Origin of the sequence: Streptomyces sp. NPDC001513 (assembly GCF_042894695.1) — a bacterium.
GTDB lineage: Bacteria > Actinomycetota > Actinomycetes > Streptomycetales > Streptomycetaceae > Streptomyces.
The window spans coordinates 393404-420096 of record NZ_JBIAVU010000005.1; the positions used below are offsets into that span (position 1 = coordinate 393404).

Here is a 26693-nt window from a genome sequence, read left to right on the forward strand (position 1 = left end):
GGGCGCGGGGGTTGCGGGGGCTGTATCTCAGCCTCGCCGGCGTTCGAGGCGCGGGGTCTGGGGCGGAGCCCCAGGAGGCCGGGCCGCAGGCGGTCAACGAGGGCTCGACCTCGTCGAGAGGGTCAGGCCCACGGCAACCGTGGCAGTCGACACCAGGCCCGCCCAGAGCACCGCGTACGGCCCTGTCCACGCGCACGCGAGCGTCACCACGGCGGCGACGGGTAGCACCAGCTGCTCCGCGAGGTCCCGCTTGAAGTGCCGGGAGTGCAGCAGCCACACCATCAGCAGGAACAGCGCGGCCGGCACGGTCACGGCCGCATTGGCGGCGACCTGGGAGATGTGCGCCTTGTGGACCGCGTGCTCCACCGCGACCTCGATGCCCGCGCCGATCGCCGCACCCGAGGCGAAGATCAGCAGGTGGCCGTACCCCCACGGGATCGCCTCGCGGTTGGAGGTCAGGTGCTCGTGCATCGGTACGGCGAAGTAGATCCACCACGCGGCGAACACGATCAGCAGCCCGCCCGCGGCGATGGGCAGCAGCAGGTCGAGGGCCTCGTGCTCGTCGAGCGCCGACTTGACCGCGACCGTGCTCGCGGCGATCGTCTCGCCGAGCACGATGATCGTGAACAGGCCGTACCGTTCCACGATGTGGTGGGCGTGCCAGGGGGACTGGTGCCCGCGTTCGGCGATCACCGGTACCAGCAGCTCGCAGGCGGCCACGACGAGGAACAGCCACCGCTTCCAGTCGTTCGGGGCGAACAGCAGTGCCACCCAGCCGAGCTGGCAGAGCACCAGTCCCGCCGCGTACTTCAGCGCTGCCGTGCGGGCCGTGCCGGTCTCCCCGGAGGCCGCCCGCAGCCACTGCGCCGTCAGCGCGACGCGCATGATGATGTAGCCGACGACGGCGACGGTCCAGTCGTTCTCGTCGAAGGCCCGGCTCACCCCGGCCGCGTAGACGAGGACGCCGGCGATCTGCACCAAAGTCGCGATCCGGTACGGCACGTCGTCGCAGTCGTAGGCGGAGGCGAACCACGTGAAGTTCATCCACGCCCACCACACGCCGAAGAAGACGAAGAAGTAGCCGATCACCCCGGTGACGGGATGGCCCTCGGCCAGCGAGTGCACCAGGCGCTGCCCGCACTGCGCGATCGCCACGACGAAGCAGAGGTCGAAGAACAGCTCCAGCGGGGTGGCCGCGCGGTGGTCCTCGTCGCGGCTGCGGGCGGTCATGGGGGAGAAGGCCATACCGGCCAGGAGACCAGAGGGACCGCGTTTCGGCAGGCCGGACGCGCTGCCGGCGCAGCCCGTGTGCCCCGGGCGGCGGCCGGGGCGGCGACCAACGCACCGGGGGCGACGGGACCTTGCCCCGTGGCCCCACGGTGCCTTCTCCTCTGCCGCGCGGTGCCCCCGGGACCGGAGCCTGGATGGGTCGGCGCCCTTCTCGCAGTTCAGGACCCCGCCATGAGCTCCGCCACGCAGGAAGTACAGAGGCAGCTGCCCATCGCCGATCCGCCGCAGTACCGACAGGGCCGCACCACCACGCAATGGTCACCGGAGGATCCGTCCGGCCTGGCAGGCGAACGGCTCGGAGATCCACCTCCGGAACGCCGCCTTCGTGTGGGTGCCGGTCGTGATCGTCCTGGCCCTGGTGGCCTGGTTCGGGCAGAACGACCTGAAGGTCGCCTTCGGCTCCTTCATCGGCTTCTATGCCGGCTGCCTCGCGGTGTGCTGGTGGTTCTACGCCCGCAAGGGCGCCGAGGCCCTCAGTCGAGCGGGGCCGCGGCCAGGGGCGGCCGTACCCTGGAGGCATGAGCAGCGCCCCCGCCTCCGACCCGCAGTCCTCGCGTCCCGCCCCCGCCGCCGGGGCCGACCGGCCCCGGCCGAAGCCGAAGCTGGTCTTCGACGACCCGCTGGACCGGCAGTCCTCGGACGACACCGACCGGGGCTGGGGCGAGCGGCCGCCCGCCGGCGGAAGCGCGGCCGACCTGGCCCGCTTCCTCGACGAGAAGCCCCCGCACCACATCTGACCGGCCGGACCGGTCAGAACGCGTCGCGCGGACCCGATTGGCCGCTGCCGCCGCCGTTGGCGCGCTGCGCGACCAGCTCGTCCCGGATCTCCTTGAGGACCTCCAGCTCGGTGATCTCGACGAGCTCCTGGACGCCCTGCCGGGCCTTGCGGCGGGCCTCCTGCTTGGCCAGGTACTTCGCCATCGGCAGCACCATGAGGAAGTACACGACCGCCGCGGTGATCACGAAGGTCAGCGTGGCGTTCAGCACCGAGCCCCAGAGGATCTCGACACCCGTCGGCTGGCCGTTCGGGCCGACACCGCAAGGGCTCTTGAGGCAGGACTTGTAGCCGTCCAGGCTCTGCGTGCCCACGGCGCCGATCACCGGGCTGATGATCCCCTTGACCACCGAGTTCACGATGTTCGTGAACGCGGCGCCGATGACCACGGCCACCGCCAGGTCGACCACGTTGCCGCGCATCAGGAAGGCCTTGAAGCCTGCCAGCACGCTCTCCTTCTTCTTCTCGCTCACGACTGAGCCTCTCTTCACATCTGCCGAACACGGAGCCAACGGTTCCGAAAGCTACGGCAGTCCGGGCGCGCCGTGTCCAATCGGCCCCCATGTCAAGGTGAATTGACCGACCGCGTGTGCGAATCAACACAACGTCACCGCCAACCGCGTCACGGCACCCGCCCCCACGAGATCCCGCGCGGTGTCCCGGGGCACGGACAGGACCACCAGCGCCCCACCGTCCCCAACGCCCTGCTCGGGCCGGGGCACTTCGGCAACCCTGGCCCCCGCCGCCACCACCCTGGTCGGTCCGGCGCGCTCCGCCGCGACCACGTCCACCCGGTCCCCGGGCCGCAGCAGCCGCACCGTCGCGGCGTCCGCGATGCGCACCGGGGCCGACACCATCCGCACCGCCGCGGGCGGTGCGCCACCCTGCGCGGCCCGGGCCGATGGTGGCGCGGCGCCCCGGGAGGCCTGCGCCTCCGTCCCGCCCACCGCCAGGGCCGCCGCCACGACGACCAGTCCGGCCGAGGCGGCCCGCCGCCTGCGCCGCAGGGCCCGGCGCAGCCGGTCCCCGCCCCGCCCCACGCGAAGCGGCGGGAACGGCGGGACCGGGCGCGCGGGGGGACATGCGGAGGGAATCGAAGAAGCCGTGGAACAACGGGACATGACGAACACCACCAGACCGAGTGAGTTGCCGAGCCCGGGCCCATCGCCCGGACACCTCTCACGATCCGGCCTCCCGGCGAATCCCGCCGGAGCCTGTGGACGATCCCCAGCCTGTGGACAACCCCGTCACCCACAAGAGTCAACAGGCGGCGCGGGCCCGCCGCAGCGCCGCCACCGGGTCGGCGGCCCGGGCGATCGACCGGCCCACCACGACGTGCGAGGCCCCGGCCGCGAAGGCGGCCTGTGGAGTCCCCAGCCGCGCGTGCCCGCCCGTCGACCCGCCCGGCCCCAGGGTCACGCCCGTCGACCCGCCCGGCCCCAGGGTCACGCCCGTCGACCCGCCCGGCCCCAGGGTCACGCCCGTCGCCCCGTCCGGCCCCAGGGTCACGCCCGGCGTGACGATCAGCCGCTCCGGACCCAGCAGTGCGCGCAGCACCCCGGCCTCCCGCGGCGAGGCGATGACCCCGTCGCACCCGGCGCCCACCGCCAGCCGGGCCAGCCGCAGCACCTGCTCCTCGGTGTCCGCCTCGATGCCGATGTCGGCGAGGTCGCGGGCGGTCATGCTGGTGACCACCGTCAGCGCGAGCACCCGCAGCCGCGGGAACTCCCGCGCCGCCTCCACCGCCGCCGACATGATCCCCGTACCGCCCATGCCGTGCACGGTCACCATGGACGCGCCCAGGGCCCCGGCGGCCCGGACGGCGCCGGCGACCGAGTTCGGGATCTCGAAGAGCTTCAGGTCGAGGAAGACCTCGTGCCCCCGCTCGACGAGGTCCCGTGCGAGATCGGGGCCGGCGGCGGTCAGCAGCTCCAGGCCGATCTTGTAGAAGCCGCACGCGTCGCCGAGGCGCTCGACGAGCTCCTCGGCGGCCCGGCGGTCGTCGAAGTCGAGGGCGACGATGACCTCGCGGTCGGCGAGGGGGAAGTCCGTGTTCACGCCGTCATTGTCGCGGCCGGCGACGAGCGAGCGCCGGCTCGGCCGCAGTCGCTACGCGCTCTCCCCGCCCAGCGCGGTGGGGGCCACCCCGAGCGCGCCGAGGAGCCGGTCCGTGAGGTCCTCCGCGAAGGCCTCGGAGCCGGTGAGAGCGGCCCGGATCCCGTCCGGGTCGGCGGTCAGCCCGGCGGCGGCAGCCCAGTCGAGCGCGCCCGCCAGGGCCGCCTCCACGGGGAACCGGTCGACGGGTATCTCGTAGTCCTGCGCCGTGCGCCGGTTCAGCAGCGCCTTCCAACAACCCCCGGCGAAGGTGGCGGCCTCGACGAAGCCGACATCGCTGTCGAGGTGGGCCACCGTGAGCACCGGCGCCCCGGTCCGCCGTGCCAGTGCCGCCGCGGCGCCGTCCGGCTGGTCGGGGTAGTGCACGGCCGACCAGCCGCCGCCCAGGTCCTCGTCGTGGTCGACCGCGCACCCGGCCTCGGCCGCGAACTCCCGCAGCTCCGCCACCGTGGCATGCGCCACGGCCATGCCGCCCCAGTTCCCCATGCGCGCAGGCTAGGGCGGGCCACTGACAAAGCCGCCGACAAAGCCGCCGCGAAGCCCGCGGCGCGGGGGACTCCCTCGGCACGCGGGACTACGGCAGCTCGATGCCCAGGTCCCAGCCGTCGTGCGCGTGCGTGCACAGGCAGGCGCGGGACTCCGTCGCCGGCAGGGCCGCCACCGCGTCGAAGAGGACCTCGCGCAGCCGGCCGACGTTCTCGCCGAACACCTTCAGGACCTCGGTGTGGGAGACGCCCTCGCCCGTCTCGGCGCCCGCGTCCAGGTCCGTGACCAGGGCCATCGAGGTGTAGCAGAGCCCCAGCTCGCGCGCGAGGATCGCCTCCGGGTGCCCGGTCATCCCGACGACCGACCAGCCCGCGGCGGCGTGCCACTGCGATTCCGCCCGCGTGGAGAAGCGCGGCCCCTCGATGACGACCATGGTTCCGCCGTCCACCGGCTCCCAGTCCCGGCCCCGGGCCGCCGCGATCGCCACGGACCGGCCCACCGGGCAGTACGGGTCGGCGAAGGTGGTGTGCACGACGTTCGGTACCGACCCGTCCGGCAGCGGCTCCCCGTCGAAGAAGGTCTGCGCACGGGACTTCGTACGGTCGACCAGCTGGTCGGGAACGAGCAGCGTGCCCGGTCCGTACTCGGCCCGCAGGCCGCCGACCGCGCACGGCCCCAGCACCTGGCGGACGCCGACCGAGCGCAGGGCCCACAGGTTGGCCCGGTAATTGATCTTGTGCGGCGGGACGGTGTGGCTGCGTCCGTGCCGGGGGAGGAAGGCCACCTGCCGGCCGGCCAGCTCGCCCACGTACAGCGAGTCGCTCGGGGGCCCGTACGGGGTCTCCACCTGGACCTCGGTGACGTCCTCGAGGAAGGAGTAGAAGCCCGAACCGCCGATGACACCGATCTCTGCGTTCACCATGCGGCCCACCCTAACGGGGCATGCCGAAGGCCCCGCTGCCCGGTCAGGGCGGGCGGGGCCTCAGGGCGAAGCGATCAGGCGGCCGACGTGGAGCTGCTGCTCGAGGACGACGAAGACGCCGAGGAGGACGAAGCGGCGGGCGCGGCGGCGGTCGACGTCGTGGACGAGGACGAGCTCGAGGCCGGCTTCGAGGCAGGGGTGCTGCTCGACGAGGCGCCACGGCTGTCGTTCCGGTAGAAACCGGAACCCTTGAAGACGATGCCGACCGCGGAGAACACCTTCTTCAGGCGTCCGTCGCAGCTCGGGCACACGGTCAGCGCGTCATCGGTGAACTTCTGCACGGCCTCAAGGCCCTCACCGCACTCGGTGCACTGGTACTGGTAGGTCGGCACGAATTTCCTCCTGGCACTCTGACTCAATGAGTGCTAACGACGCTCCATGGTGACGTATTCCGGCGGATCAGTCCACCGTCACCGGCACGCGGTGACCCATCCCACGCTCGTTCACCCGGTTACGGGCGGCCGACGCGGAGGCGTTCGGGCCCGCCGTCGCGGCCGAAGCGGCGACCGGAGCAGTGGCCGGAGCAGTGGCCGGGGCGGCGGCCGAGGCCGCCGGCTCGGACGCGCTCACGATCCGGCTCGGGGCCTTCGGGGCCAGCTTCCCGCGCAGCGCCAGCAGGGTGGTCAGTGCGAGCGCGGTGGCGGCCATGGGCACCAGGAAGCCGTACGAGGAACCGTGCGCGTCCGTCAGGCGGCCGGCCAGCGTGACCGCGATGGCCTGACCGAAGGCGATCGAACCGGTCAGCCAGGTGAAGGCCTCGGTCCGGGCGTTGGCGGGCACCAGCTGCTCGACCATCGTGTAGCCGGTGATCAGCGCCGGGGCGATGAACAGGCCCACGACCAGGCCGAGGGCGCCCAGCAGGATCATCGAGTGGGCGGCCCACAGGACGGACGCGGCGGCGGTGAGACCGATGTAGCCCACGATCAGCCGGCGACGCGGGCCGATCTTCCAGGCGACGGCGCCCATGGCGATGCCGGCGATCATGTTGCCGGCGGCGAAGACGCCGTAGAGCAGGCCGTTGGCCCCGGGGTTGCCGATCTCGTTGGAGAAGGCGGCGAGCGAGACCTGCATGCCGCCGAAGACGGCGCCGATCCCGAGGAAGGCGAAGATCAGGACGCGCAGGCCCGGGAAGGACAGCGCGAAGGCGCGCTTCTCGCCGTTGGCCGACGGGGCGTGCGGCTTGGGCTGGGTGGCGCGACGGGCCGCGAAGAGCAGGCCGCCGAGCAGCGTCAGCGTGGCCTCGGTGACCAGGCCGGCCGCCGGGTGGACGCCGGTGCACAGGGCGGTCGCGAGGACCGGGCCGACGACGAAGGTGAACTCGTCGGTGACGGACTCGAAGGCGGCGGCCGTGGGCAGCAGCGGCGAGCCCTCCAGCCTGGCGGCCCAGCGGGCCCGGACCATCGGGCCGACCTGCGGCACCGAGGCGCCGGCGGGGATGGCGGCGAGGGCCAGCGCCCAGACCGGAGCGCCCAGGAGGGCGAGCGCGGCCAGGCCGCTGACGGCGGCGGAGTGCGCGAGGACCACGGGGACCAGGACGGCGCTCTGGCCGAGGCGGTCGGTGAAGATGCCCATCAGGGGGGCGGAGAGCGCCATCGAGACGCCGGTGACGGCGGCGACGATGCCGGCGCTGCCGTAGGAACCGGTGGTGTGCTGGACCAGCAGCAGGATGCTGATGGTCAGCATTCCGAAGGGGAGGCGCGCTGCGAAGCCGGGAAGTACGAAGCCGAGGGCACCGGGCGTGCGCAGAAGCTGTCCGTAGCCGGGGCGGGCGGAGTTGTCGGTCGTGACCGCGGATGTCACGGCCTTGCCTTTCCGCTGCCTGGTAGAGCGTCCCCGTCTGCGGACGGTGCTTCGCCTTGTGAGCGGCCGCACCCGTACATGTGGGAGCCCCGAGAGCTGTCCTCTTGCGCAGAACCGAGTGATACCTGGGCGCCCACTGCGGGAGGGTGCCACGGCCGCTTTGCGGTCGCGCCAGCTCTGCGTCAGGCAGAGTTGGTTCGATCTGTTGTGCCTTCATCGTACAGGCGATCCCACTACCACGCCCTGTGATTGCGCTGACAACCCGTGTCTTCACCTGCGATTAACGGCAGCTTCGTCCGTGAGAGGCTTGGAAATAGGGATCAAATCGGGCAGATCGCACCGAAAATAGCGAATTAGAACGTCGCTCTAACGCGATCCGGTCCCGTTCCCCGTCCCCAGCCACCCCGCCAGCTTGCCGCCCCGCGCCACTGCCCGCAGCCGTGCCTCGGCCGCGTCCCGGACCGGATCCGTGGCCACCACCAGCAGCTCGTCCCCGCGCCGCAGCACGGTCGACGGCAGCGGTACGAAGCTCTTCGCGTCCCGGACCACCAGCGTGACCGAGGCCCCCGGCGGCAGCCGCAGCTCGCTCACCTCCACGCCGTGCATCCGCGAGGCCGGCGGGATCTCGAAGGACAGCAGGTGTCCGCGCAGCTTCTCCAGCGGCGCCGACTCGATGCCGAGGTCGGAGGCGGTCTCCTCGCCCTTCCCCAGGTTCAGCTTGCGCGCCACCCAGGGCAGGGTCGGCCCCTGCACCAGGGTGTAGACGACGACCAGGACGAAGACGATGTTGAATACGCGGTCGCTGCCCTCGATCCCGGTCACCATCGGGATGGTCGCCAGGATGATGGGCACGGCGCCGCGCAGGCCCGCCCACGACATCAGGGCCTGCTCCTGCCACGGGATCCGGAAGGGCAGCAGGCTGACGAAGACCTCCAGGGGCCGCGCCACCATCGTGAGCACCAGCCCGATGACCACGGCGGGCCAGAAGTCGTTGACCAGCTCGTGCGGGGTCACCAGCAGGCCCAGCAGCACGAACATGCCGATCTGGGCGATCCAGCCGAGCCCGTCCGCGAACCCCCGGGTGGCCGGCCAGTGCGGGAGCTTCGCGTTCCCGAGGACCATCGCGGCCAGGTACACCGCGAGGAAGCCGGAGCCGTGCGCGATCGCGCCGGCCGCGTACGCCGTGATGGCGATGGCCATGACGGCGATCGGGTAGAGGCCGGAGGCGGGCAGGGCGACGTGCCGCAGGCCGTACGAGCCCAGGAAGCCCACGGTCAGGCCGATCGCGACGCCGATGGCCAGCTCCAGCGCGATCTTGCCGAGCAGGACGTACCACTCGTCCACCGGGCCGACGGTGGCGAAGGCCACCACCAGGATGACGACGGGTGCGTCGTTGAAGCCGGACTCGGCCTCCAGGACGCCCGTGATCCGGGCGGGCAGCGGGACCTTCCGCAGCACCGAGAAGACGGCCGCCGCGTCGGTCGAGGAGACGACCGCGCCGATCAGGAGGGCCTGCCGCCATTCCAGTCCGACCAGGTAATGCGCTCCCGCCGCCGTCACGCCCACGCTGACCGCGACGCCCACCAGGGACAGCATGATCGCTGCCGGCAAGGCCGGCTTGATCTCTTTCCACTTCGTGCCCAGACCGCCCTCGGCGAGGATCACCACGAGTGCGGCGTAGCCGATGACCTGGGTCAGCTCGGCATTGTCGAATACGACGTTGCCTATGCCGTCCTGGCCTATCGCGACGCCTATGCCGAGGTAGATGAGCAGGCTGGGCAGGCCGCTGCGTGACGAGACGCGCACCGCCGCGACTGCGACGAGCAGTACGAGCGAGCAGACCAGCAGTAGCTCATTGAGCGTGTGGACAGTCAGCGGGCGGCCCTCCTCAATGCGCCCGGCGGATCGATCCTCCCGGCGACAAGTTCGGCAAGTAGTTCGTTACCTTACCTAATCTTTGACGCTCCCTTTACGCGATACCCACATTGTGAAACGCCTGTTCGCCCCTGTCGTTCGGACCTCTACCCCTGGAGGATCAACGAAGTCGGTCCTGCGCCTATGGTTGCTCCCAGCACTCCCAGGACCACCCTGCCCCTCTAAGGACAGCGATGCCCGCCAACGAAACCGCTCCTCCCGCCAAGAAGAAGGGGCGACGCGCCCGTCTGATCGTGCTCGTACTGGTCCTGGCGCTCTTCGCGGGCCTCGGCTACGGGGCGTACTGGGGCGTCGACAGCGTGCGCGCCTCCTTCCCCCAGACCACCGGCTCCCTCAAGGTGCCCGGCCTGACCGGGACCGTCGACGTCAAGCGCGATGCCCACGGCATTCCGCAGCTCTACGCGGACAACGACGACGACCTCTTCCGCGCGCAGGGATTCGTGCACGCCCAGGACAGGTTCTGGGAAATGGACGTACGCCGCCACATGACCTCCGGGCGGCTCTCGGAGATGTTCGGCTCCGGCCAGGTCGAGACCGACGCCTTCCTGCGCACGCTCGGCTGGCGCCAGGTCGCCCAGGCCGAGTACGACACCAAGCTGTCGCCCGAGACCAAGAAGTATCTGCAGGCCTACGCCGACGGGGTCAACGCGTACCTGAAGGGGAAGTCCGGCAAGGACCTCTCCGTCGAGCACGCGGCGCTCAAGCTGAGCGACGACTACCAGCCCGAGCAGTGGTCGCCGGTGGACTCGGTGGCCTGGCTCAAGGCGATGGCGTGGGACCTGCGCGGCAACATGCAGGACGAGATCGACCGCGCGCTGATGACGAGCAAGCTCTCGCAGGCGCAGATCGACGAGCTCTACCCGCCGTACCCCTTCGACCGCAACAAGCCGATCGTCGAGGGCGGCAAGGTCGAGGGCGGCAAGTACACGCCCCAGGGCTCCGGCTCGACGGGCTCCACCGGCTCCAACGGCACCGGCTCGGGCAGCGGCACCGCCCTGGGCTCCCAGGCCTCCACCGGCTCGGCCGGCACGGGAGCCGGCACCGGAACGGCCGCGGGAACCGGCCTCGCCGACAACGTCACCGCCCAGGGCGCGACCGTGGGCCTGCGCGACCACCTGACCGCCCTCGCCGCCACCCTGGACAAGGTCCCCGCGATCCTCGGCCCCAACGGCAGCGGCATCGGCTCGAACTCCTGGGTCGTCTCGGGCAAGTACACGACCACCGGCAAGCCGCTGCTCGCGAACGACCCGCACCTGTCCCCGCAGCTGCCCTCGGTCTGGTACCAGATGGGCCTGCACTGCCGCACCGTCTCGGCCCAGTGCCAGTACGACGTGGCCGGCTACACCTTCTCCGGCATGCCGGGCGTGGTCATCGGCCACAACGCCGACATCGCCTGGGGCATGACCAACCTCGGCGCCGACGTCACCGACCTCTTCCTGGAGCAGGTCAAGCCCGAGGGCTACGTCTACGACGGCAAGGTGCTCCCCTTCACCACCCGTGAAGAGGTCATCAAGGTCGCGGGCGGTGACAGCAAGAAGATCACCGTCCGCACCACCAACAACGGCCCGCTCGTCTCCGACCGCAGCGAGGAGCTCGCCACGGTCGGCACCCGCGCCCCCGTCGCCAGCTCCGCCCCCGACCGCGGCGACGGCTACGCCGTCGCCCTGCGCTGGACCGCGCTGGACCCGGGCAAGACCATGGACTCGGTCTTCAGGCTCAACCGCGCCAAGACCTTCGACGACTTCCGCAAGGCCGCCGCCGACTTCGACGTGCCCTCGCAGAACCTGATCTACGCCGACAACAAGAACCTCAACGGCAACATCGGCTACCAGGCCCCGGGCCGCATCCCGATGCGCGGCCAGGGCGACGGCCGGATGCCCACACCCGGCTGGGACTCCAAGTACGCCTGGAAGGGCGGCAAGGACGGCAACGTCGGCTACATCCCGCAGAGCGAGATGCCCTTCGACTCCAACCCGTCGCGCGGCTACATCGTCACCGCCAACCAGGCCGTCGTGGAGAGCGGGACCGGCGCGGGCAAGTACCCGTACCTGCTGACCACCGACTGGGGCTACGGCGCCCGCAGCCAGCGGATCAACGACCTCATCGAGGCGAAGATCAAGGACGGCGGGAAGATCTCGACCGACGACATGCGCACCATGCAGATGGACAACAGCAGCGAGATCGCCGCGCTGCTGACCCCGATGCTGGCGAAGATCCAGGTCTCCGACCCGGGCGTGCGCGCAGCGCAGAAGCTGCTGGACGGCTGGAACTACACCCAGGAGCCCGACTCGGCGGCCGCGGCCTACTTCAACGCGGTCTGGCGCAACATCCTCAAGCTGTCCTTCGGCGACAAGATGCCCAAGGAGCTGCGGATCGAGGGCAGCTGCATGAACGTCCTCGGCAACGGCACCGGCCCCGCCGACGACCTCGCCAAGACCGTCCGCGAATGCGGCACCCGCGGCCCCGACTCGGCGCAGCCGGACGGCGGCGACCGCTGGTTCGAGGTGGTCCGCCGCCTGGTCAAGGACGAGAAGTCGCAGTGGTGGAGCTCGCCCCGGACCCTGACCCAGCCCGCGACCGCCACCCGCGACGAGCTCTTCGCCCGGGCCATGAAGGACGCCCGCTGGGAGCTCACCGCCAAGCTCGGCAAGGACCAGTCCACCTGGAGCTGGGGCCGGCTGCACCAGCTGAACCTGAAGAACCAGACGATCGGCACCGAGGGCCCCGGCTTCATGCAGTGGCTCCTCAACCGCGGCCCGTGGAACCTGGGCGGCGGCGAGGCCACCGTCAACGCCACCGGCTGGAACGCCTCCAGCGGGTACGGGGTCACGTGGGTGCCGTCGATGCGGATGGTCGTGAACCTCAACGACCTCGACAAGTCCCGCTGGATCAACCTGACGGGCGCCTCGGGGCACGCGTACAACTCCCACTACACGGACCAGACGACGATGTGGGCCAAGGGCGAGCTGCTGGAGTGGCCCTTCGGCAAGGACGCCGTCGAGAAGGCCACGGTCGACACCCTGACCCTCAAGCCGGCCGGTTCATGAGCTGAAGCGGCGCACCCCCGACGGGGTCGCCACCGCTTGTACGGGGTGGTCGTGCGGTTCCTCCGGGACCCGCGCGACCACCTCGTCGTCGTAGAGGAGCACCACGAGCGCGGGATGGGCCCCGGCGCGCTCCAGCCGTTCCAGCACGCGGTCGTACGAGCCTCCGCCGCGGCCCAGCCGCATCCCGCGCCCGTCGACCGCGAGGCCGGGCAGCAGCACGGTGTCGGCCGCGGTCACCGCGTCGGGGCCGAGCGCCGGCCCGGTGGGCTCCAGTAGGCGCATCTTCCCGGGGTGGGCGGTCTCGGCGAGGCTCTGCGGGCCTTCGTACGCCGCCCAGTCGAGGTCGTTGTCGGGCAGCAGCAGGGGCAGCAGCACGCGCTTGCCGGCTGCGCGCAGGGTGTCGAGGAGTGCGCGGGTACCGGGTTCGGTGCCGACGGAGACGTACGCCGCCACCGTCTGCGCGTCGGCCAGTTCGGGCAGTTCGAGGGCCCTGACGGCGAGTGCGGCGGCCGTCGTGCGGCAGGCTTCGGGGGACAAGGCGCGGCGGGCGGCGAGGAGTTCGCGGCGCAGTCCGGCCTTGGCGGACGCGGTGGGCGGGTTCTCGGTCACGAGAAATCAAATATCCTTGCGAATCGGGTCATACGTGGATCTACCTACTGGGATCTCGTCTGACGTTCGGCAGGACCCACTATCGTTCGGGGCATGACTATGTTGCACCCCGTGATCAAGAAGGCCGTGATTCCGGCCGCTGGCCTCGGTACCCGCTTCCTTCCGGCGACCAAGGCGACCCCGAAGGAAATGCTCCCGGTTGTGGACAAGCCGGCCATCCAGTACGTGGTGGAGGAGGCCGTCGCGGCCGGGCTCGACGATGTCCTCATGATCACTGGGCGTAACAAGCGTGCCCTGGAAGACCACTTCGACCGGAACTACGAGCTGGAGTCGGCCCTCATCGCCAAGGGCGACGACGACCGCCTGAAGAAGGTCCAGGAATCCAGCGACCTCGCGACCATGCACTACGTCCGCCAGGGCGACCCGCGTGGCCTCGGTCACGCCGTGCTCTGCGCCGAGCCGCACGTCGGCCGCGAGCCCTTCGCCGTTCTCCTCGGTGACGACCTCATCGACCCGCGCGACCCGCTGCTGCGTCAGATGGCCGACATCTACGCCCGCACCGGCGGCACCGTCATCGCCCTCATGGAGGTCGACCCGGCCAGCGTCCACCTCTACGGCTGCGCCGCCGTCGAGGCCACCGACGAGCAGGACGTGGTCCGCATCACCGGCCTCGTCGAGAAGCCGGAGCCCGAGGACGCGCCCAGCAACTTCGCGGTGATCGGACGCTACGTCCTCAACCCCGCGATCTTCGACATACTGCGGGAGACCGAGCCGGGCCGCGGCGGGGAGATCCAGCTCACCGACGCCCTGCAGAAGCTTGCCGCCGACGAGACCGTCGGCGGCCCGGTGCACGGCGTGGTCTTCCGGGGCCGTCGCTACGACACCGGGGACCGCGGCGACTACCTGCGGGCCATCGTCCGCCTCGCGTGCGAGCGCGAGGACCTCGGCCCCGAGTTCCGCACCTGGCTTCACCGTTACGTCACGGAGGAGATGTAGCACCTTGAGCAGTTCCGCACCGCAGCATCCACGACCGGCGGGCGGCCACCGTCTGTGGTCCGTGGACGAGCACCTCGCGGACGTCCTCGCGGCCGTCCGGCCGCTGGAGCCCATCGAGCTCCAGCTGCTGGACGCCCAGGGCTGTGTCCTCGTCGAGGACGTCACCGTGCCCGTCGCCCTCCCGCCCTTCGACAACAGCTCCATGGACGGCTACGCCGTCCGCACGGCCGACGTCCAGGGTGCGAGCGAGGAGTTCCCTGCGGTGCTGACGGTCATCGGGGACGTCGCGGCGGGCAGCGGTGAGCTGCCCACCGTGGGCCCCGGCGAGGCCGCCCGGATCATGACCGGCGCCCCGCTGCCGCCCGGTGCGGAAGCCGTCGTGCCGGTGGAGTGGACCGACGGCGGCACGGGCGGCGGAGCGGCCGCCGGGATGACCCCGGCCAGCGCCGCCCCCGAGCACGCGGGCGGCGAGGTGCGGGTGCACCGCGCCGCCGAGGCGCGGGCGCACGTCCGCGCGCGCGGCAGCGACGTACAGGCCGGTGACCTGGCGCTGGCCGCCGGGACCGTCCTCGGGCCGCCGCAGATCGCCCTGCTGGCCGCCATCGGGCGCGGCACCGTCCGGGTCCGGCCGCGGCCGCGCGTGGTGGTCCTGTCCACCGGCAGCGAGCTGGTCCAGCCCGGCGAGGCGCTCACCTCGGGCACGATCTACGACTCCAACAGCTTCGCGCTCGCCGCGGCCGCGCGGGACGCTGGCGCCATCGCCTACCGCGTCGGCGCCGTCGCGGACGACGCCGACATCCTGCGCGCCACCATCGAGGACCAGCTGATCCGTGCCGACCTGCTGGTCACCACGGGCGGGGTCAGCGTCGGCGCGTACGACGTGGTCAAGGAGGCGCTGTCCTCCGTCGGCTCGGGGGACGAGTCCTCCGGGGACGTGGAGGGCGGCGGGATCGACTTCCGCAAGCTCGCCATGCAGCCCGGCAAGCCGCAGGGCTTCGGCACGATCGGCCCGGACCACACCCCGCTGCTGGCCCTGCCCGGCAACCCGGTGTCCTCGTACGTCTCTTTCGAGCTGTTCGTGCGCCCCGCGATCCGCACCCTGATGGGCCTGCCGGAGCCCGAGGTCCGGCGGCCGAGCGTCCGGGCGGTGCTGACGGCCGACAAGGCGCTCGGCTCCCCGGCCGGCCGCCGCCAGTTCCTGCGCGGCAAGTACGACGCGGAGAGCGGCACGGTCAGCCCGGTCGGCGGATCGGGCTCCCATCTGATCGCCGCGCTGGCGCACGCCGACTCGCTGATGGTCGTACCGGAGGACGTCACCTCGGTGGAGCCGGGCACCGAGCTGGAAGTGGTCCTGCTCGGCTGAAGTGCGGCCGGTGCGGGTAGCGTGTTGCACCACACAGGCCCCCCGGGGGCCCGGACGGAAGCGACGCGCAGAGTATGAGCACGCAGAGCAGGCTGACCCACATCGACGAGGCCGGTGCGGCCCGGATGGTCGACGTCTCCGAGAAGGACGTCACCACCCGGACGGCCCGGGCCAGTGGACGGGTTCTGGTCTCCCCCCGGGTGATCGAGCTGCTGCGCGGCGAGGGCGTCCCCAAGGGCGATGCCCTCGCCACCGCGCGGATCGCCGGGATCATGGGGGCGAAGAAGACCCCCGACCTGATCCCGCTCTGCCACCCGCTGGCGGTCTCCGGCGTGAAGGTCGACCTCAAGGTCGCCGACGACGCCGTCGAGATCCTCGCCACCGTGAAGACGACCGACCGTACGGGCGTCGAGATGGAGGCGCTGACCGCCGTCGCGGTCGCCGGTCTCACTGTGATCGACATGGTGAAGGCGGTCGACAAGGGCGCGGTCATCACGGACGTCCGGGTGGAGGAGAAGACCGGCGGCAAGTCCGGCGACTGGGCGCGCTCGTGAACGCCCCGCGCGGCGGTGAGGTGCACAGCCACGTGGGCCACGCCTCGCAGACCCCGGAACCCGTCTCCGCGACCGTGACCGCGACCTCACCGGCGGCCGCGGTCGCACCGGCAGCCGCCCCCGCAGCCACGGGCCGGGCGCTCGTCGTCACGGCCTCGAACCGGGCCTCGCAGGGCGTGTACGCCGACAAGGGCGGCCCGCTGCTGGCCCAGGCGCTGGAGGAGCTCGGCTTCTCGGTGGACGGCCCGCGGGTCGTCCCGGACGGCGACCCCGTCGAGCAGGCGCTGCGCGAGGGCGTGGCCGACGGCTACGACGTCATCCTGACCACCGGCGGGACCGGCATCTCGCCGACGGACCGCACCCCGGACGCCACCGCGCGCGTACTGGACTACGAGATCCCCGGGATCCCGCAGGCCATCCGCGCCGAAGGCCTGGCGCAGGTGCCGACCGCGGCCCTGTCCCGGGGCCTCGCCGGAGTCGCGGGGCGCACCCTCATCGTCAACCTGCCGGGTTCGACGGGCGGGGTGCGCGACGGCCTCGCCGTCCTCTCCCGCATCCTTCCGCACGCCGTGGACCAGATCCGGGGCGGCGACCACCCCAGACCGGCGGGACCCTCCGGGAGCGCGAGCTGAACGGCCCCACCTGGCCGGTCGTCCTGACGGACGGCGACGTGACCCTCCGGCCGATAAGACTGCGGGACCAGAAGGCCTGGCGCGAGGTCAACCGGCGCAACCGCGACTGGCTCCGGCCGTGGGAGGCGACGATTCCGCCGCCCGCGCCGTGGGGGCCGGTGATACAGCGGCCCACGTACCGCCAGATGGTCCGCCATCTGCGGGCGGAGGCGAACGCGGGCCGGATGCTGCCCTTCGTCATCGAGTACCAGGGCCGCCTGGTGGGCCAGCTGACCGTCGCCGGGATCACCTGGGGCTCGATGTGCGCGGCACACGTCGGCTACTGGGTCGACCGCGAGGTGGCGGGCCGCGGAGTGATGCCCACGGCGGTCGCGCTGGCGGTGGACCACTGCTTCGGGAAGGTCGGCCTGCACCGGATCGAGGTGTGCATCCGCCCCGAGAACGGGCCGAGCCGGCGGGTCGTGGAGAAGCTGGGGCTGCGCGAGGAGGGAATGCGTCCGCGGTACCTGCACATCGACGGGGCCTGGCGCGACCACCTCGTCTACGCGGTCACGGCGGAGGAGGTGCCGGAGGGGCTGCTGCGCCGCTGGCACCGGTCCCGGCACACGAAGACACCGCCGAAGGCACCGCCGAAATAGATAACCGAATATCTGTTCGAATTAATGAGCGCGGCAAGGGGCCGGGGACCGATTCGCCCATAACCTGATCCGAAGAATCACAAAAAAAGTCCGTGATATCAGCGAGATCGCGCGACACACCGGCCCAATTGGCCGATCCTCCCGCCCGCGCCCCTCTACGGTGTGAGGTGTGAGCAGCAGCGGCCTCATCTACGCAGTCATTGTCGGGGCCTGGGCCGCCTACTTGGTGCCCATGTGGCTCCGGAGGCAGGACGAGCTGAACGAGGCCCGTCCGACGGAACGCTTCTCCACTGCCATTCGGCTGCTTTCCGGCCGGGCGGGAATGGAGCGCCGTTACGCCAAGGGGCTGCGTGAGCGCGGTGACGAGGAGGCGGGGGCCCAGCCCCACGCGGACCCGGACGCCGCGACGGAAAAGGTGAATTCCGTCGACGCCGACGCCCGGGCCGTTGTCGTGCCCGCGACCAGGGCGGAGCCGAGACCGGCCGCCGCCGAGCGGGAGCAGCGCGCCGAGCGGGCCCGGCGCGAACAGCGCCTCCAGGTCCTCGCCCGCCGCCGGCGCACCACCGCGCTCCTCTTCCTCGTCTTCACCCTCGGCGCGGTCGTCGCGGCCGTGGGCGGTCTGCGCTTCCTGTGGGCCCCCGCGGTGCCCGCCCTCCTGCTGAGCGCGTACATCGTGCACCTGCGGGTCCAGGAGCGGCGGCGCTACGAGTTCACGATGGACCGGCGCCGCGCCGAGGCGGCCGCGCGGCAGCTGCGCGAGAACCGGCCGCGCCGCCGCGACCAGGGGGAGCCCGCCCCCGCGGGCGCCGAACCGGACCCTGCGCCACCGGTCTCCCCGCAGGAGGCCGGGCGGCGCGCGCTCGTCGAGCAGACCGACCACGCCGAGTGGGTGGACCAGCAGCGCGAACGCGAGCGCGGCCCCGCCCGCGGTGACAGCTGGGAGCCGGTCCCGGTCCCGCTGCCGACGTACGTGACGGCCCCGGTCGCTCCCCGCGCCACCGGCCCGGCGGCCCCGGACGCCTGGAGCGCGACCCGCTCCAGCACGGCCGAGCCGACGGAACCCCGCCTGCGCGCCCAGCCCGCGGCCCCCAAGCCGGACGCGAAGCCGCAGACCACCCCGCGCCCCCGCGGCCAGGCCGGCGGCCGCACCCCGCTGTTCGACCAGTACGAGAGCGACGACCGCCCGCGCGCCGCCAACGAGTGATCGGTGACCTGCACGGACGCTCCGGGAAACGCGTTTTGGAGCAGCCGCGGGGGGATGCTAATGTTTCACACGTCGCAAGGGCCTGTGGCGCAGTCTGGTAGCGCACCTCGTTCGCATCGAGGGGGTCTGGGGTTCAAATCCCCACAGGTCCACAGACGATGAAGATCCCGTCCGATCGCAAGATCGGGCGGGATCTTCTGCTTTCCCGATGCCCTTCCAGTGCCCTCCCGGTGCCGTCCCGGTGCCGTCCCGGTGCCGTCCCGGTGCCGTCCCGGTGCTTTTGCGGTGGGAGCGTACCGGCCGGTAAACCCCCTGCATTCCTTCGGCCAGTGGCCGATAAACTCCGCCTGCCCGTAACTCCCGTGATGGTCACCGGGGTCGGGCTGCGTTGACTGGGGGGTTCATGAGCTTGCTGCCGATCGGCAGAAGACCGCGGGACAGACGGGGGAGAGGCGCTCGGGCGGGTGTCGTCTCGGGGGCGTTGCTGCTCGCCGTCCTGACCGCCTTCACCGGCCAGACCGGATCCGCCTTCGCGGCCGCGGCGCCGTCGCCCGGGGCCGGCGCCTCGGCGCAGGCCGAGCCCGCCGCGCCGGCCGGGCCCAAGGCCCCGCCGAAGGCCGACCCGAAGGCCGACCACGAGGCCGCCGTCCGCGCGCTCGGGAAGAGCGCCGCCGCCGAGGCCTGCCCGGCGGCCCTCGCGCCGCACACGACCGTCACCTGCACGGTCGACCCGTACAAGACCGCCTCCTTCACGCTCGCGCTGCCGCAGCAGAAGGACGTCGTCTTCTACCAGGTCGTCACCCAGCGCTGGGCCAACTACAAGCTGGTGGCCCCGGACGGCACCACGGTCGCCTGTGAGAACGTCCTCGGTTCCGGCAGCTCCGGTGGCGCGCAGCGCTGCCCCACGGGCACGGCCGGCACCTACAAGCTGGAGGTCACGGACTCCTACGGTGCGGAGAACGCCATCTCCGTGTCGTACGTCCCGCTGCTCTCCTCCACCGCCTGCAAGGCGGTCGGCGCCGCCGACCGCAAGCTCGGCGCCCCGACCGTGTTCCACGGCTCGCCGGCCGCCGGTTCGGCGGGCGACTGCTACACGCTGGACCTGGCCGCGAACGACGTGCTGCGTACCTTCGCGTCCACGTACCGGGTGGGCCAGGACGTCTTCGACGCCACCGGCAAGATGGTCTGCAGCACCGACGTCCGCCGCGGTGAGACGCTCGACTGCAAGCTCACCGGTACCGCGCCGTACCGGATGTCGGTGCTCCAGGGCTCCGGCACCGCCGAGGAATACGACCTCACCGTCGCCCGGCTCTCCAAGCCCGAGGGCTGCGCGGTGGTGGAACCGCAGGCGTTCGGGGCCGCCCCGGACCTGAGCTCCACGGCCCGCTGCCGCACCCTGCGGGTGGCGCAGGCCGCGCACCACACGTTCGCTCCGGTCGCCTCCGGAAGCGTTCCGTACGGCGCGCTGTTCGACGCCCAGGGCACCGCGATCACCGCCTGCGGTCAGGGCGCCTGCGACCTGACCCCCGGTGACCACACCTGGGCCGTCGACCCGCGGAGCACCGACGTCGGTGCGTTCGGGATCGCGTTCCACTCCGCCAAGGAGACCCGCGGCTGCACCGCGACCCACGACAACGGTCTGGTGGCCGGTCCGGCCACCGGCACCTTCGGCGGGCCGGGGCAGCAGCTCTGCCTGACCCTGCCGACGGCCAGCGGACAGGGCCTCTACCTCCTCAACCGACCGGCCGAGGAGGGCACCACCGCCGCCTCCACGGTCTATGACGCCGCCGGCGTCAAGCAGTGCGAGCAGGACGGCTACGCGTACTCCGTCTGCAAGCTGACCGGCACCGCCCCGTTCCGCGCGGTGCTGAGCGGCACGGAATCCCAGGCGTTCCGGCTGGTGATCCACCGGACCGGCGACGCCGCGGGCTGCGCCGCCTGGCCGCAGACCGGCTTCGACGGCTCCTGGGGTGCCCAGGTCCCGCTCGGTGGCGAGGCACGACAGCAGTGCCTGAGCATGCCGGCCGACAAGCACTCCACGGCCGAGATGCTCGACTACACCAACGAGCAGAACAAGGTGAACGGCTCGATCCAGATCGTCGACCCCGCGGGCACCGTGGTGTGCTCGACCGTCGGCAGCTCGACCACCACCTGCGCTTTCACCGCGGGTGTGCCGTACACCGCCATGGTCGTCTTCACCGGCTGGGGAACGGACACCTACAAGCTGGTCCGGCGTGACATCTCGTCGACCGCGAAGTGCACCGCGCCCGCCTCGACGAAGGTCGCCGGCCAGTCGACCCCCTTCGACCTGACCTCGGCCCTGGACGCCCGCTGCGTCCGGGTGACCGGCGCCGCCACGGACAAGTTCTGGCTGAGCTCGCGGACCCTCGCGGACCCGCGGTACGCACCGTCGACGCTGCTGACGGCGGTCGACTCCAGCGGAAAGATCGCCTGCCGTCAGTGGGGCCTCTCCTGCCGGGTCACCGGGTCGACGTCGTACGTCGTGATCGTGCTCGCCGCCGGCTACCAGGACCAGCCGATCCACACCAACGTGGACACCTGGAAGGTCGGCACGGCCGACGGATGGGTGCCGGAGTGCACGGCCAACCCCGTTTCGCTCAAGGGGTTCCCGGCGCGGAGCGGAGTGCTCTCCGAGTCCTCGACGGGCTACTGCGCTGTGGTCGACGTGAAGCCCAACCAGGCCTTCAAGATCGCTGGAAACAGCAGCACGACCAACAGCGAGCACCCGTCCCTGAACCTGCACGGTGCGGCCCAGTGGACGAGCACGGGCGTCGAGTTCCAGTGCACCCAGTTCTCGGGCGTGTTCGGCGCCCGGTGCCTGACCCTCGGGAACGCCGAGGCCGGCCAGGCCGTACTCCTGGTGAGCGCCGGCCGCAGCGCCACGCCCGTGGAGTACAGCATGCAGGGACTGTGCGACTCCGAGTGCACCTTCCCGCAGCAGGGGGCCGTGCCCACGTCGATCAGCCCGGCGAGGGGCGCCGCCGGCACCCGGACCCACGCCGTCGTGCAGGGGACGGGGCTCACCCTGGACACCAAGCTCCACCTGGTGCGCAGTGACACGGCCGGCGACCCGAGGCCCATCATGAAGGTGCTCTCGGTGAACGCCGACGGCACCGCGCTCGACGTGCTGGTCGACACCAACGGGCTGGCGCCGGGCACTTACGACATCGCGCGCGACAACTACGTGCCCACGCCCGGAGTGCCTTCCGCGGGCTACCTGCCGAAGGCGTACACGGTGACGGCCGCGGCGGAGCTCTCGAAGAGCCGGTTCGTGCCGATCGCCCCCTCGCGGTTCCTGGACACCCGTGACGGTGTCGGGGCGAAGAAGGAGCGCGTCGGTCCCGGTGGGGTCGTGACCCTTCAGGTGGCCGGTGTGAAGGGCGTCCCCGCGAGCGGGGTGACCGCGGTCGTCATGAACGTGACCGCCGTCAACCCGACCGAGGCGGGCCACGTGATGGTCTACCCGAACGGGCAGCCGAAGCCCGCGGTGTCGAACCTCAACTTCTCGGCGGGGCAGATCGTGCCCAACCTGGTGACCGTTCCGGTCGTCAACGGGAAGGTGGACCTGCGCAACAACGCCGGTTCGGTCGACTTGATCGCGGACGTCACCGGCTACTACACCGACAAGGCGGCCACCGGTTCCGCGCTGACGCCGATCACGCCCACCCGGTTCCTGGACACGCGTGACGGCACCGGGGCCAACAAGGCACGGGTCGGTCCCGGTGGGGTCGTGACCCTTCAGGTGGCCGGTGTGAAGGGCGTCCCGGCGAGCGGGGTGACCGCGGTCGTCATGAACGTGACCGCCGTCAGTCCGACCGAGGCCGGCCACGTCACCGTCTACCCGAACGGGCAGGCGGCCCCCGGGGTGTCGAACCTCAACTTCACCGCCGGGCAGGTCGTCCCGAACCTGGTGACGGTGCCGGTCGTCAACGGGAAGGTGGACCTGCGCAACAACTCGGGCTCCGTCGACCTGATCGCCGACGTCACCGGCTACTACTCGGCCACCGGTTCGACGTTCTCGGCCGGTTCGCCGGTGCGGCTGCTGGACACCCGCTACGGTCTCGGCGCCCGCGCCGGATCCGTCGGCCAGGGCGGCGTCGTCAGCCTGCAGATCGCCGGCGTCGAGGGCGTACCGCTGACCGGGGTCACCGCGGTGGTCCTCAACGTCACCGTCACCGGTCCGACGCAGGACGGCCACCTGATCGTCCAGCCGCACGGGGTGCCGCGTCCCAACGTGTCGAACCTCAACTTCACGGCCGGACAGACGGTCTCCAACCTGGTGGTCGTCCCGGTCGTGGACGGCCGGGTGACCTTCTACAACAACACCGGTTCCGCCGATGTGATCGCCGACCTGAACGGCTACTTCACCTCCTGACGGACCCGCGCAACACACGAAAAAACGAAACACGAAGGGCCCGTCCGGTCATGCGACCGGGCGGGCCCTTCGCCTTCGGTCAGTTCACCGAGTCGAGCCGGGCGCGCTGTTCCGCGGTGAGGTCGAGGTCCACCGCGCCCAGGTTCTCCTCCAACTGGGCCACCGAGGAAGCGCCGATCAGCGGGGAGTACGCGACCTGGGTCAGGGACGGGGTGTCCCGGAGGTAGCTGAGCAGGTCGCCGCTGACCAGGCCCTGGTTGCCGTCGGGCGAGCGCAGGCTGGGCACGTCGGTGCGCTGGCGCAGGTAGCTGTGGTGGTGCTGGAGCACCTCGTAGCCGGGTACGCCGGCCGCCGCGGCCAGCGTACGGGCGCGTTCCACGCGCCAGGCCCAGTGGTTGCTGGCGCCCAGCAGACCCGCCGTGCCGTCCGCGACGACCTCGGCGAAGCCCCGGACGGTCTCCTCCAGCGGCTTCAGCCTCGACGTGGAGGGCCTGTCCGCCAAGTTGGGGCGGGCGCCGAGCTTCGTGGCGACGGTGATCCCGTCGCCGACGCCGCGGCTGCGCAGCCAGCGGCCGACCAGCTCCTCGCTCTCGCCGCCCTGGGTGCCGTTGACCCAGAACGCGTAGTTGTTGGAGGTGTCGACGAAGGTGCCGCTCGCCTCGGCGAAGCGGTCGAGGATCGCGTACGCGGTGGCCTCGTCGACGGTGGTGCCGAAGGTCATCGTGCCGTTCACGATGTTGCCTTTCGGTTCGGGGAAGGCGAAGCGCCCCTCCTCAGCGGCCCGTTGACGAACGCTCGTCGAGGAAGCCGCTCCGGGCGATGAGGTACGCGAGCTGCGCGCGGCTGCGGCTGCCGAACAGTTCGGCCGCCCAGCGCATGTGGTTGGAGACGCTGCGCGGGCTCATCCCGAGCCGCGCGGCGATCGCCTCGTCGGTGTGGCCGTTGACCATGTGGCGCAGGATCGTGCGGCGGACGTCGTCGGTGAGCTCGGCCGGCAGCCGGCCGCCGGGGTCGTCCCGCAGCGGCGCGGCGCGCTGCCAGGTGTGGTCGAAGATGCCGGCGAGGTAGCGGACGACCCCCGGATGCTCGATGGCCAGGGCCACCTGGCTGCGCTCCGCGCCCGGGTCGGGGACGAAGGCGATCCTGCGGTCGCAGATGATCAGCCGGTCGAACACCTCGTCCAGCGTGCGGACCTCGCCGCCCGCCCGCGAGATCTGCTCCACGTAGGCCAGCGTGGGCGGGTGGGAGCGGACGGTGTGCTCGTAGATGGTGCGCTGGCGGACACCGCGGCCGAGCGCGGCGAGGTCGCTGGGGAGCGCCTCGTCGAGCGTCTTCTGCGGGCGTCCGCCGCCCGGCTGGGCGGTCAGCAGTTCGTCCTGGCAGGCTTGGACGGCCGCGGCGAGGGTGGCGGTGATGGTGCTGGGACCCCGCACCGTGCGGACCGGATGGGCGTCCGTGCGGTCGTAGCTGTCCAGATAGACCTCCTGGGCCCGCGAGATCGAGGTGCGGACGGCCTCCAGGGCGTTCCTCTTCTCCTCGATGGCCCGTTCCAGACGGTCCACGCGGGCATCGGCCGCGAGCCGGGGCGGGACGGGGGCGAGGGAGCCGTCGGGCAGCCGCCGGACGAGCCCCAGGTCGAGCAGGCACGGAGGGCAGTCGCCGTCGGGATCCCGCCCCCGCAGGAGGTCCGCGTAGTGCCGGAGGCCGGCCGTGCAGATCGCGCCACCACCGGCCCCGGTGGGGCCGCCCGCGTCACTCGTGTTCGCTTCCGTGCACATATGTCCACCCTGCTGGTTTGCGCAATGCGTGATCATCCTGCCTGCAGCCCACTGACTACGGGAACGCCTGGCGCCAGCATGAATTCCCGCGGGTGAACACATCGGGGCCATAGGTCGGGAAGGTGGGAAATGATGGGTTCATGGGGATCGGTGACGAACGGGACAGTGGGACGGCGGGCGCCTGGGCGGCCCTCGGAGGAGCACCGGAGCTCGTCGACCGGGTCCGCTTCGCCGGAGCCGGCGACCTCGAAGAAGGCCCGCTGCCGGTGCGGGAGTTGGCGCGAGCCACTGTGAGCGTCTGCGGACTGGCGGCGGGCGAGCTCGCCGCCGTGCGGGGTGGGGGCGCGCCGGGGGACGCGCCTCCCCTCGTGGTGGACGAGGGCGCCGTCGCCACGGCCTTCGTCAGCGAACGGCACCTGCGCGTGGCGGGCCGCGCGCCGGTGACCTTCGCCCCGCTGTCGGGCTTCTGGCGGGCAGCCGACGGATGGGTCCGCACGCACGCCAACTATCCGCACCACAGGGACGCGTTGGTGCGTGCGCTGGGGCTGCCGTCCGCGACACCGGAGGCGCTGCGCGCCGCGGTGGCCGGCCGGACCGCCGTCGAGGTGCAGGAACTCGCGTACGGGGCGGGCGGACTCGCCGTCGCCGTGGCGGGGGAGTACGGGGAGCCACAGCCGCTGGTCGAGTGCGTACGGCCATCCGGCGGCGCGCGGGGGCGGACGCTCGGCGCGGCCCCGTCGGGTCGACCCGCCACGGGGGTGCGGGTGCTGGACCTGACGCGGGTCATCGCCGGGCCCGTCGCCACGCGGACGCTCGGGCTGCTGGGGGCGGACGTCCTGCGGATCGACTCGCCGGGGCTGCCGGAGGCGGACGACGCGTACGCGGACACCGGCTTCGGGAAGCGGTCGGCGCGGCTGGACCTGACGTCGCCCGGGGACCGGGCGGTCTTCGAAGGGCTGCTGGCCGAGGCCGACGTGGTGGTGAGCGGGTACCGCCCGGGGGCGCTGGAACGCTTCGGGCTCGGGTCGGCGGATCTGCTGGAGCGGAGGCCCGGGCTGGTGGTGGCCGAGCTGTGCGCGTGGGGGTGGACGGGGCCGTGGGCGGCGCGCCGGGGGTTCGACTCGCTGGTGCAGGCCGGGTACGGGATCGCTGCGCGCTGTGCGGGGGGTGGCGCGGGGGGTGATGGTGTGCCCGGGGTGTTGCCCGCGCAGGCGCTGGACCACGGGACCGGGTACCTGGTGGCGGCGGGTGTGCTGAGGGCGTTGGCGGGTGGGGGTGGGCAGCGGCTGCGGTTCTCCCTGGCGGGGACGGCGTCGTGGCTGGTGCGGGATCTGTCGCCCGTGCGGGGGGCCGGAGGCGCGTATGAGGCCGGGCCTTGGCTGCGGGAGACTCCGTCGGCCGGGTATGGGGTGGTGCGGCACGCCGCCAGTCCCTTCGGGGAGTGGGAGCGGGGGCCGTCGCGGTGGGGGACCGACGCTGCCGCCTGGCTCCCGCGGTAGGCCGCCTGCGGCTCGGCTGCTGGGGCTCCGCCCCAGACCCCGCGCCTCAAACGCCGGCGAGGCTGGATGTGGCCCGGCGGGCTGCTATTGCAGCGGTTTTGTCATGCAGCGGCTGGAGTCGTGGAAGCGGTAGTGGCCGAACTTTCGGGACATGGTGTAGCCCGCGGAGAGGTAGAGGGCTATCGCCTCCGGCTGCTGGTCGCCCGTTTCGAGGACCATGCGGAGGCGGCCCGCCGCTCGGGCGTCGGTTTCCAGGGCGGCCAGGATGCGGCGGGCCAGGCCCAGGCCGCGGGCTTCCGGGACGACGTACATGCGCTTGAGTTCGGCGTCGCCGTCCGAGTAGCCCTCGTCGTTCTCGTCCTGGATGCGCCAGCCGCCGCTCGCCACCGGGGCGCCCGTCGCGTCGTACGCCAGCAGGTACAGGCCGCGCGGCGGGGCGAACATCGCCGGGTCCAGGTACGTCGCATCGCCCTCGCCGTCGTACCGCACCCGGTACTCGAGCTGGACCTGGTCATTGAGTTTGACCGCGTCCGGGTGGTCGTACGGCACGGTGCGGAGCTGGATCCGGTGAGGCATCCGAACATCGTACGGAAC

23 protein-coding genes and 1 tRNA gene are annotated in these 26693 nt (G+C 72.0%); 11 read left to right on the forward strand and 13 right to left on the reverse strand.

What is annotated here, in order from left to right; all coding sequences use genetic code 11:
* Positions 1-93 precede the first annotated feature (93 nt).
* Positions 94-1245 carry a low temperature requirement protein A gene (locus ACFYZ4_RS13765; RefSeq protein ID WP_351288131.1) on the reverse strand — a complete coding sequence of 384 codons (1152 nt, stop codon included), beginning with the start codon at positions 1243-1245 and terminating at the stop codon, positions 94-96.
* Positions 1246-1808: 563 nt separating this feature from the next.
* On the opposite strand from ACFYZ4_RS13765, the gene ACFYZ4_RS13770 reads away from it, so the two are divergent.
* Positions 1809-2027, forward strand: a complete 219-nt coding sequence (locus tag ACFYZ4_RS13770) for a hypothetical protein (protein ID WP_351590758.1) — start codon at positions 1809-1811, stop codon at positions 2025-2027.
* Positions 2028-2040: 13 nt separating this feature from the next.
* Here ACFYZ4_RS13770 and mscL read toward each other — a convergent pair whose 3' ends face one another.
* The 8 genes from mscL to ACFYZ4_RS13810 all read right to left on the reverse strand — a co-directional run bounded on the left by mscL (position 2041) and on the right by ACFYZ4_RS13810 (position 9341).
* Complete coding sequence (gene mscL / locus ACFYZ4_RS13775) at positions 2041-2538, reverse strand: large conductance mechanosensitive channel protein MscL (protein WP_390783971.1); 498 nt, start codon at positions 2536-2538, stop codon at positions 2041-2043.
* Positions 2539-2661: 123 nt separating this feature from the next.
* A complete protein-coding gene (locus ACFYZ4_RS13780) occupies positions 2662-3186 on the reverse strand; it encodes a hypothetical protein (protein ID WP_390783972.1) in 525 nt (174 codons plus the stop codon).
* 139 nt (positions 3187-3325) lie between these two features.
* Positions 3326-4123, reverse strand: a complete 798-nt coding sequence (pyrF, locus tag ACFYZ4_RS13785; protein WP_390783973.1) for an orotidine-5'-phosphate decarboxylase — start codon at positions 4121-4123, stop codon at positions 3326-3328.
* Positions 4124-4174: 51 nt separating this feature from the next.
* Positions 4175-4666, reverse strand: coding sequence for a hypothetical protein (locus tag ACFYZ4_RS13790; protein WP_390783974.1), 492 nt, complete (start codon positions 4664-4666; stop codon positions 4175-4177).
* Positions 4667-4754: 88 nt separating this feature from the next.
* Complete coding sequence (locus ACFYZ4_RS13795) at positions 4755-5588, reverse strand: S-methyl-5'-thioadenosine phosphorylase (protein ID WP_351288149.1); 834 nt, start codon at positions 5586-5588, stop codon at positions 4755-4757.
* A gap of 74 nt (positions 5589-5662) precedes the next feature.
* The gene (locus ACFYZ4_RS13800) at positions 5663-5980 is read right to left on the reverse strand and encodes an FmdB family zinc ribbon protein (RefSeq protein ID WP_390783975.1); all 318 of its coding nucleotides are present in this window, start codon (positions 5978-5980) and stop codon (positions 5663-5665) included.
* Positions 5981-6047: 67 nt separating this feature from the next.
* On the reverse strand, positions 6048-7448 hold the full coding sequence (locus ACFYZ4_RS13805; RefSeq protein WP_351288154.1) for an MFS transporter: 1401 nt from the start codon (positions 7446-7448) through the stop codon (positions 6048-6050).
* A gap of 366 nt (positions 7449-7814) precedes the next feature.
* Positions 7815-9341, reverse strand: coding sequence for a potassium/proton antiporter (locus tag ACFYZ4_RS13810; protein ID WP_351288246.1), 1527 nt, complete (start codon positions 9339-9341; stop codon positions 7815-7817).
* Between the two features lie 215 nt (positions 9342-9556).
* On the opposite strand from ACFYZ4_RS13810, the gene ACFYZ4_RS13815 reads away from it, so the two are divergent.
* Positions 9557-12430, forward strand: a complete 2874-nt coding sequence (locus tag ACFYZ4_RS13815; RefSeq protein WP_390783976.1) for a penicillin acylase family protein — start codon at positions 9557-9559, stop codon at positions 12428-12430.
* Here ACFYZ4_RS13815 and ACFYZ4_RS13820 read toward each other — a convergent pair.
* On the reverse strand, positions 12425-13039 hold the full coding sequence (locus tag ACFYZ4_RS13820; RefSeq protein WP_390783977.1) for a 5-formyltetrahydrofolate cyclo-ligase: 615 nt from the start codon (positions 13037-13039) through the stop codon (positions 12425-12427). The two genes, ACFYZ4_RS13815 and ACFYZ4_RS13820, sit on opposite strands and share 6 nt — an antisense overlap.
* 93 nt (positions 13040-13132) lie before the next feature.
* Here ACFYZ4_RS13820 and galU point away from each other — a divergent pair, with 93 nt between their 5' ends.
* The 8 genes from galU (at position 13133) to ACFYZ4_RS13860 (ending at position 22822) form a co-directional block, all read left to right on the forward strand.
* On the forward strand, positions 13133-14035 hold the full coding sequence (gene galU, locus ACFYZ4_RS13825; protein ID WP_390783978.1) for a UTP--glucose-1-phosphate uridylyltransferase GalU: 903 nt from the start codon (positions 13133-13135) through the stop codon (positions 14033-14035).
* 4 nt (positions 14036-14039) lie between these two features.
* Positions 14040-15398 (forward strand): gephyrin-like molybdotransferase Glp, encoded by a 1359-nt coding sequence (glp, locus tag ACFYZ4_RS13830; RefSeq protein ID WP_351590729.1) that lies wholly within the window; start codon positions 14040-14042, stop codon positions 15396-15398.
* 74 nt (positions 15399-15472) lie between these two features.
* On the forward strand, positions 15473-15952 hold the full coding sequence (gene moaC, locus ACFYZ4_RS13835) for a cyclic pyranopterin monophosphate synthase MoaC (RefSeq protein WP_030706954.1): 480 nt from the start codon (positions 15473-15475) through the stop codon (positions 15950-15952).
* A gap of 74 nt (positions 15953-16026) precedes the next feature.
* Positions 16027-16584, forward strand: a complete 558-nt coding sequence (locus tag ACFYZ4_RS13840) for a molybdenum cofactor biosynthesis protein B (RefSeq protein WP_384348024.1) — start codon at positions 16027-16029, stop codon at positions 16582-16584.
* A complete protein-coding gene (locus ACFYZ4_RS13845) occupies positions 16581-17222 on the forward strand; it encodes a GNAT family N-acetyltransferase (protein WP_390784021.1) in 642 nt (213 codons plus the stop codon). The genes ACFYZ4_RS13840 and ACFYZ4_RS13845 overlap by 4 nt, the downstream gene beginning before the upstream one ends.
* Positions 17223-17391: 169 nt before the next feature.
* Positions 17392-18426: a hypothetical protein gene (locus tag ACFYZ4_RS13850; RefSeq protein ID WP_351288169.1), complete on the forward strand. Its 1035-nt coding sequence runs from the start codon at positions 17392-17394 to the stop codon at positions 18424-18426.
* Positions 18427-18504: 78 nt separating this feature from the next.
* A tRNA-Ala gene (locus ACFYZ4_RS13855) sits at positions 18505-18578 on the forward strand.
* Positions 18579-18907: 329 nt separating this feature from the next.
* Positions 18908-22822 carry a hypothetical protein gene (locus ACFYZ4_RS13860; RefSeq protein WP_390783979.1) on the forward strand — a complete coding sequence of 1305 codons (3915 nt, stop codon included), beginning with the start codon at positions 18908-18910 and terminating at the stop codon, positions 22820-22822.
* Between the two features lie 79 nt (positions 22823-22901).
* On the opposite strand, the gene ACFYZ4_RS13865 is transcribed toward ACFYZ4_RS13860, so the two are convergent.
* Both ACFYZ4_RS13865 and ACFYZ4_RS13870 read right to left on the reverse strand, forming a co-directional pair.
* The gene (locus tag ACFYZ4_RS13865; RefSeq protein WP_390783980.1) at positions 22902-23555 is read right to left on the reverse strand and encodes an aldo/keto reductase; all 654 of its coding nucleotides are present in this window, start codon (positions 23553-23555) and stop codon (positions 22902-22904) included.
* A 40-nt stretch (positions 23556-23595) separates the two neighbouring features.
* Complete coding sequence (locus ACFYZ4_RS13870) at positions 23596-24600, reverse strand: LuxR C-terminal-related transcriptional regulator (RefSeq protein ID WP_390783981.1); 1005 nt, start codon at positions 24598-24600, stop codon at positions 23596-23598.
* Positions 24601-24740: 140 nt separating this feature from the next.
* Here ACFYZ4_RS13870 and ACFYZ4_RS13875 point away from each other — a divergent pair, with 140 nt between their 5' ends.
* The gene (locus ACFYZ4_RS13875; RefSeq protein WP_390783982.1) at positions 24741-26099 is read left to right on the forward strand and encodes a CoA transferase; all 1359 of its coding nucleotides are present in this window, start codon (positions 24741-24743) and stop codon (positions 26097-26099) included.
* Between the two features lie 84 nt (positions 26100-26183).
* Here ACFYZ4_RS13875 and ACFYZ4_RS13880 read toward each other — a convergent pair whose 3' ends face one another.
* Positions 26184-26675, reverse strand: coding sequence for a GNAT family N-acetyltransferase (locus ACFYZ4_RS13880; protein WP_351288180.1), 492 nt, complete (start codon positions 26673-26675; stop codon positions 26184-26186).
* Positions 26676-26693: the final 18 nt, after the last annotated feature.

Coding starts and splice junctions, on each gene's coding strand:
- ACFYZ4_RS13765 (WP_351288131.1), bottom strand. CDS start 1,245: ATGGCCTTCTCCCCCATGACCGCCCGCAGCCGCGACGAGGACCACCGC.
- ACFYZ4_RS13770 (WP_351590758.1), top strand. CDS start 1,809: ATGAGCAGCGCCCCCGCCTCCGACCCGCAGTCCTCGCGTCCCGCCCCC.
- ACFYZ4_RS13780 (WP_390783972.1), bottom strand. CDS start 3,186: ATGTCCCGTTGTTCCACGGCTTCTTCGATTCCCTCCGCATGTCCCCCC.
- ACFYZ4_RS13790 (WP_390783974.1), bottom strand. CDS start 4,666: ATGGGGAACTGGGGCGGCATGGCCGTGGCGCATGCCACGGTGGCGGAG.
- ACFYZ4_RS13795 (WP_351288149.1), bottom strand. CDS start 5,588: ATGGTGAACGCAGAGATCGGTGTCATCGGCGGTTCGGGCTTCTACTCC.
- ACFYZ4_RS13815 (WP_390783976.1), top strand. CDS start 9,557: ATGCCCGCCAACGAAACCGCTCCTCCCGCCAAGAAGAAGGGGCGACGC.
- galU (WP_390783978.1), top strand. CDS start 13,133: ATGACTATGTTGCACCCCGTGATCAAGAAGGCCGTGATTCCGGCCGCT.
- moaC (WP_030706954.1), top strand. CDS start 15,473: ATGAGCACGCAGAGCAGGCTGACCCACATCGACGAGGCCGGTGCGGCC.
- ACFYZ4_RS13870 (WP_390783981.1), bottom strand. CDS start 24,600: ATGTGCACGGAAGCGAACACGAGTGACGCGGGCGGCCCCACCGGGGCC.
- ACFYZ4_RS13875 (WP_390783982.1), top strand. CDS start 24,741: ATGGGGATCGGTGACGAACGGGACAGTGGGACGGCGGGCGCCTGGGCG.
- ACFYZ4_RS13880 (WP_351288180.1), bottom strand. CDS start 26,675: ATGCCTCACCGGATCCAGCTCCGCACCGTGCCGTACGACCACCCGGAC.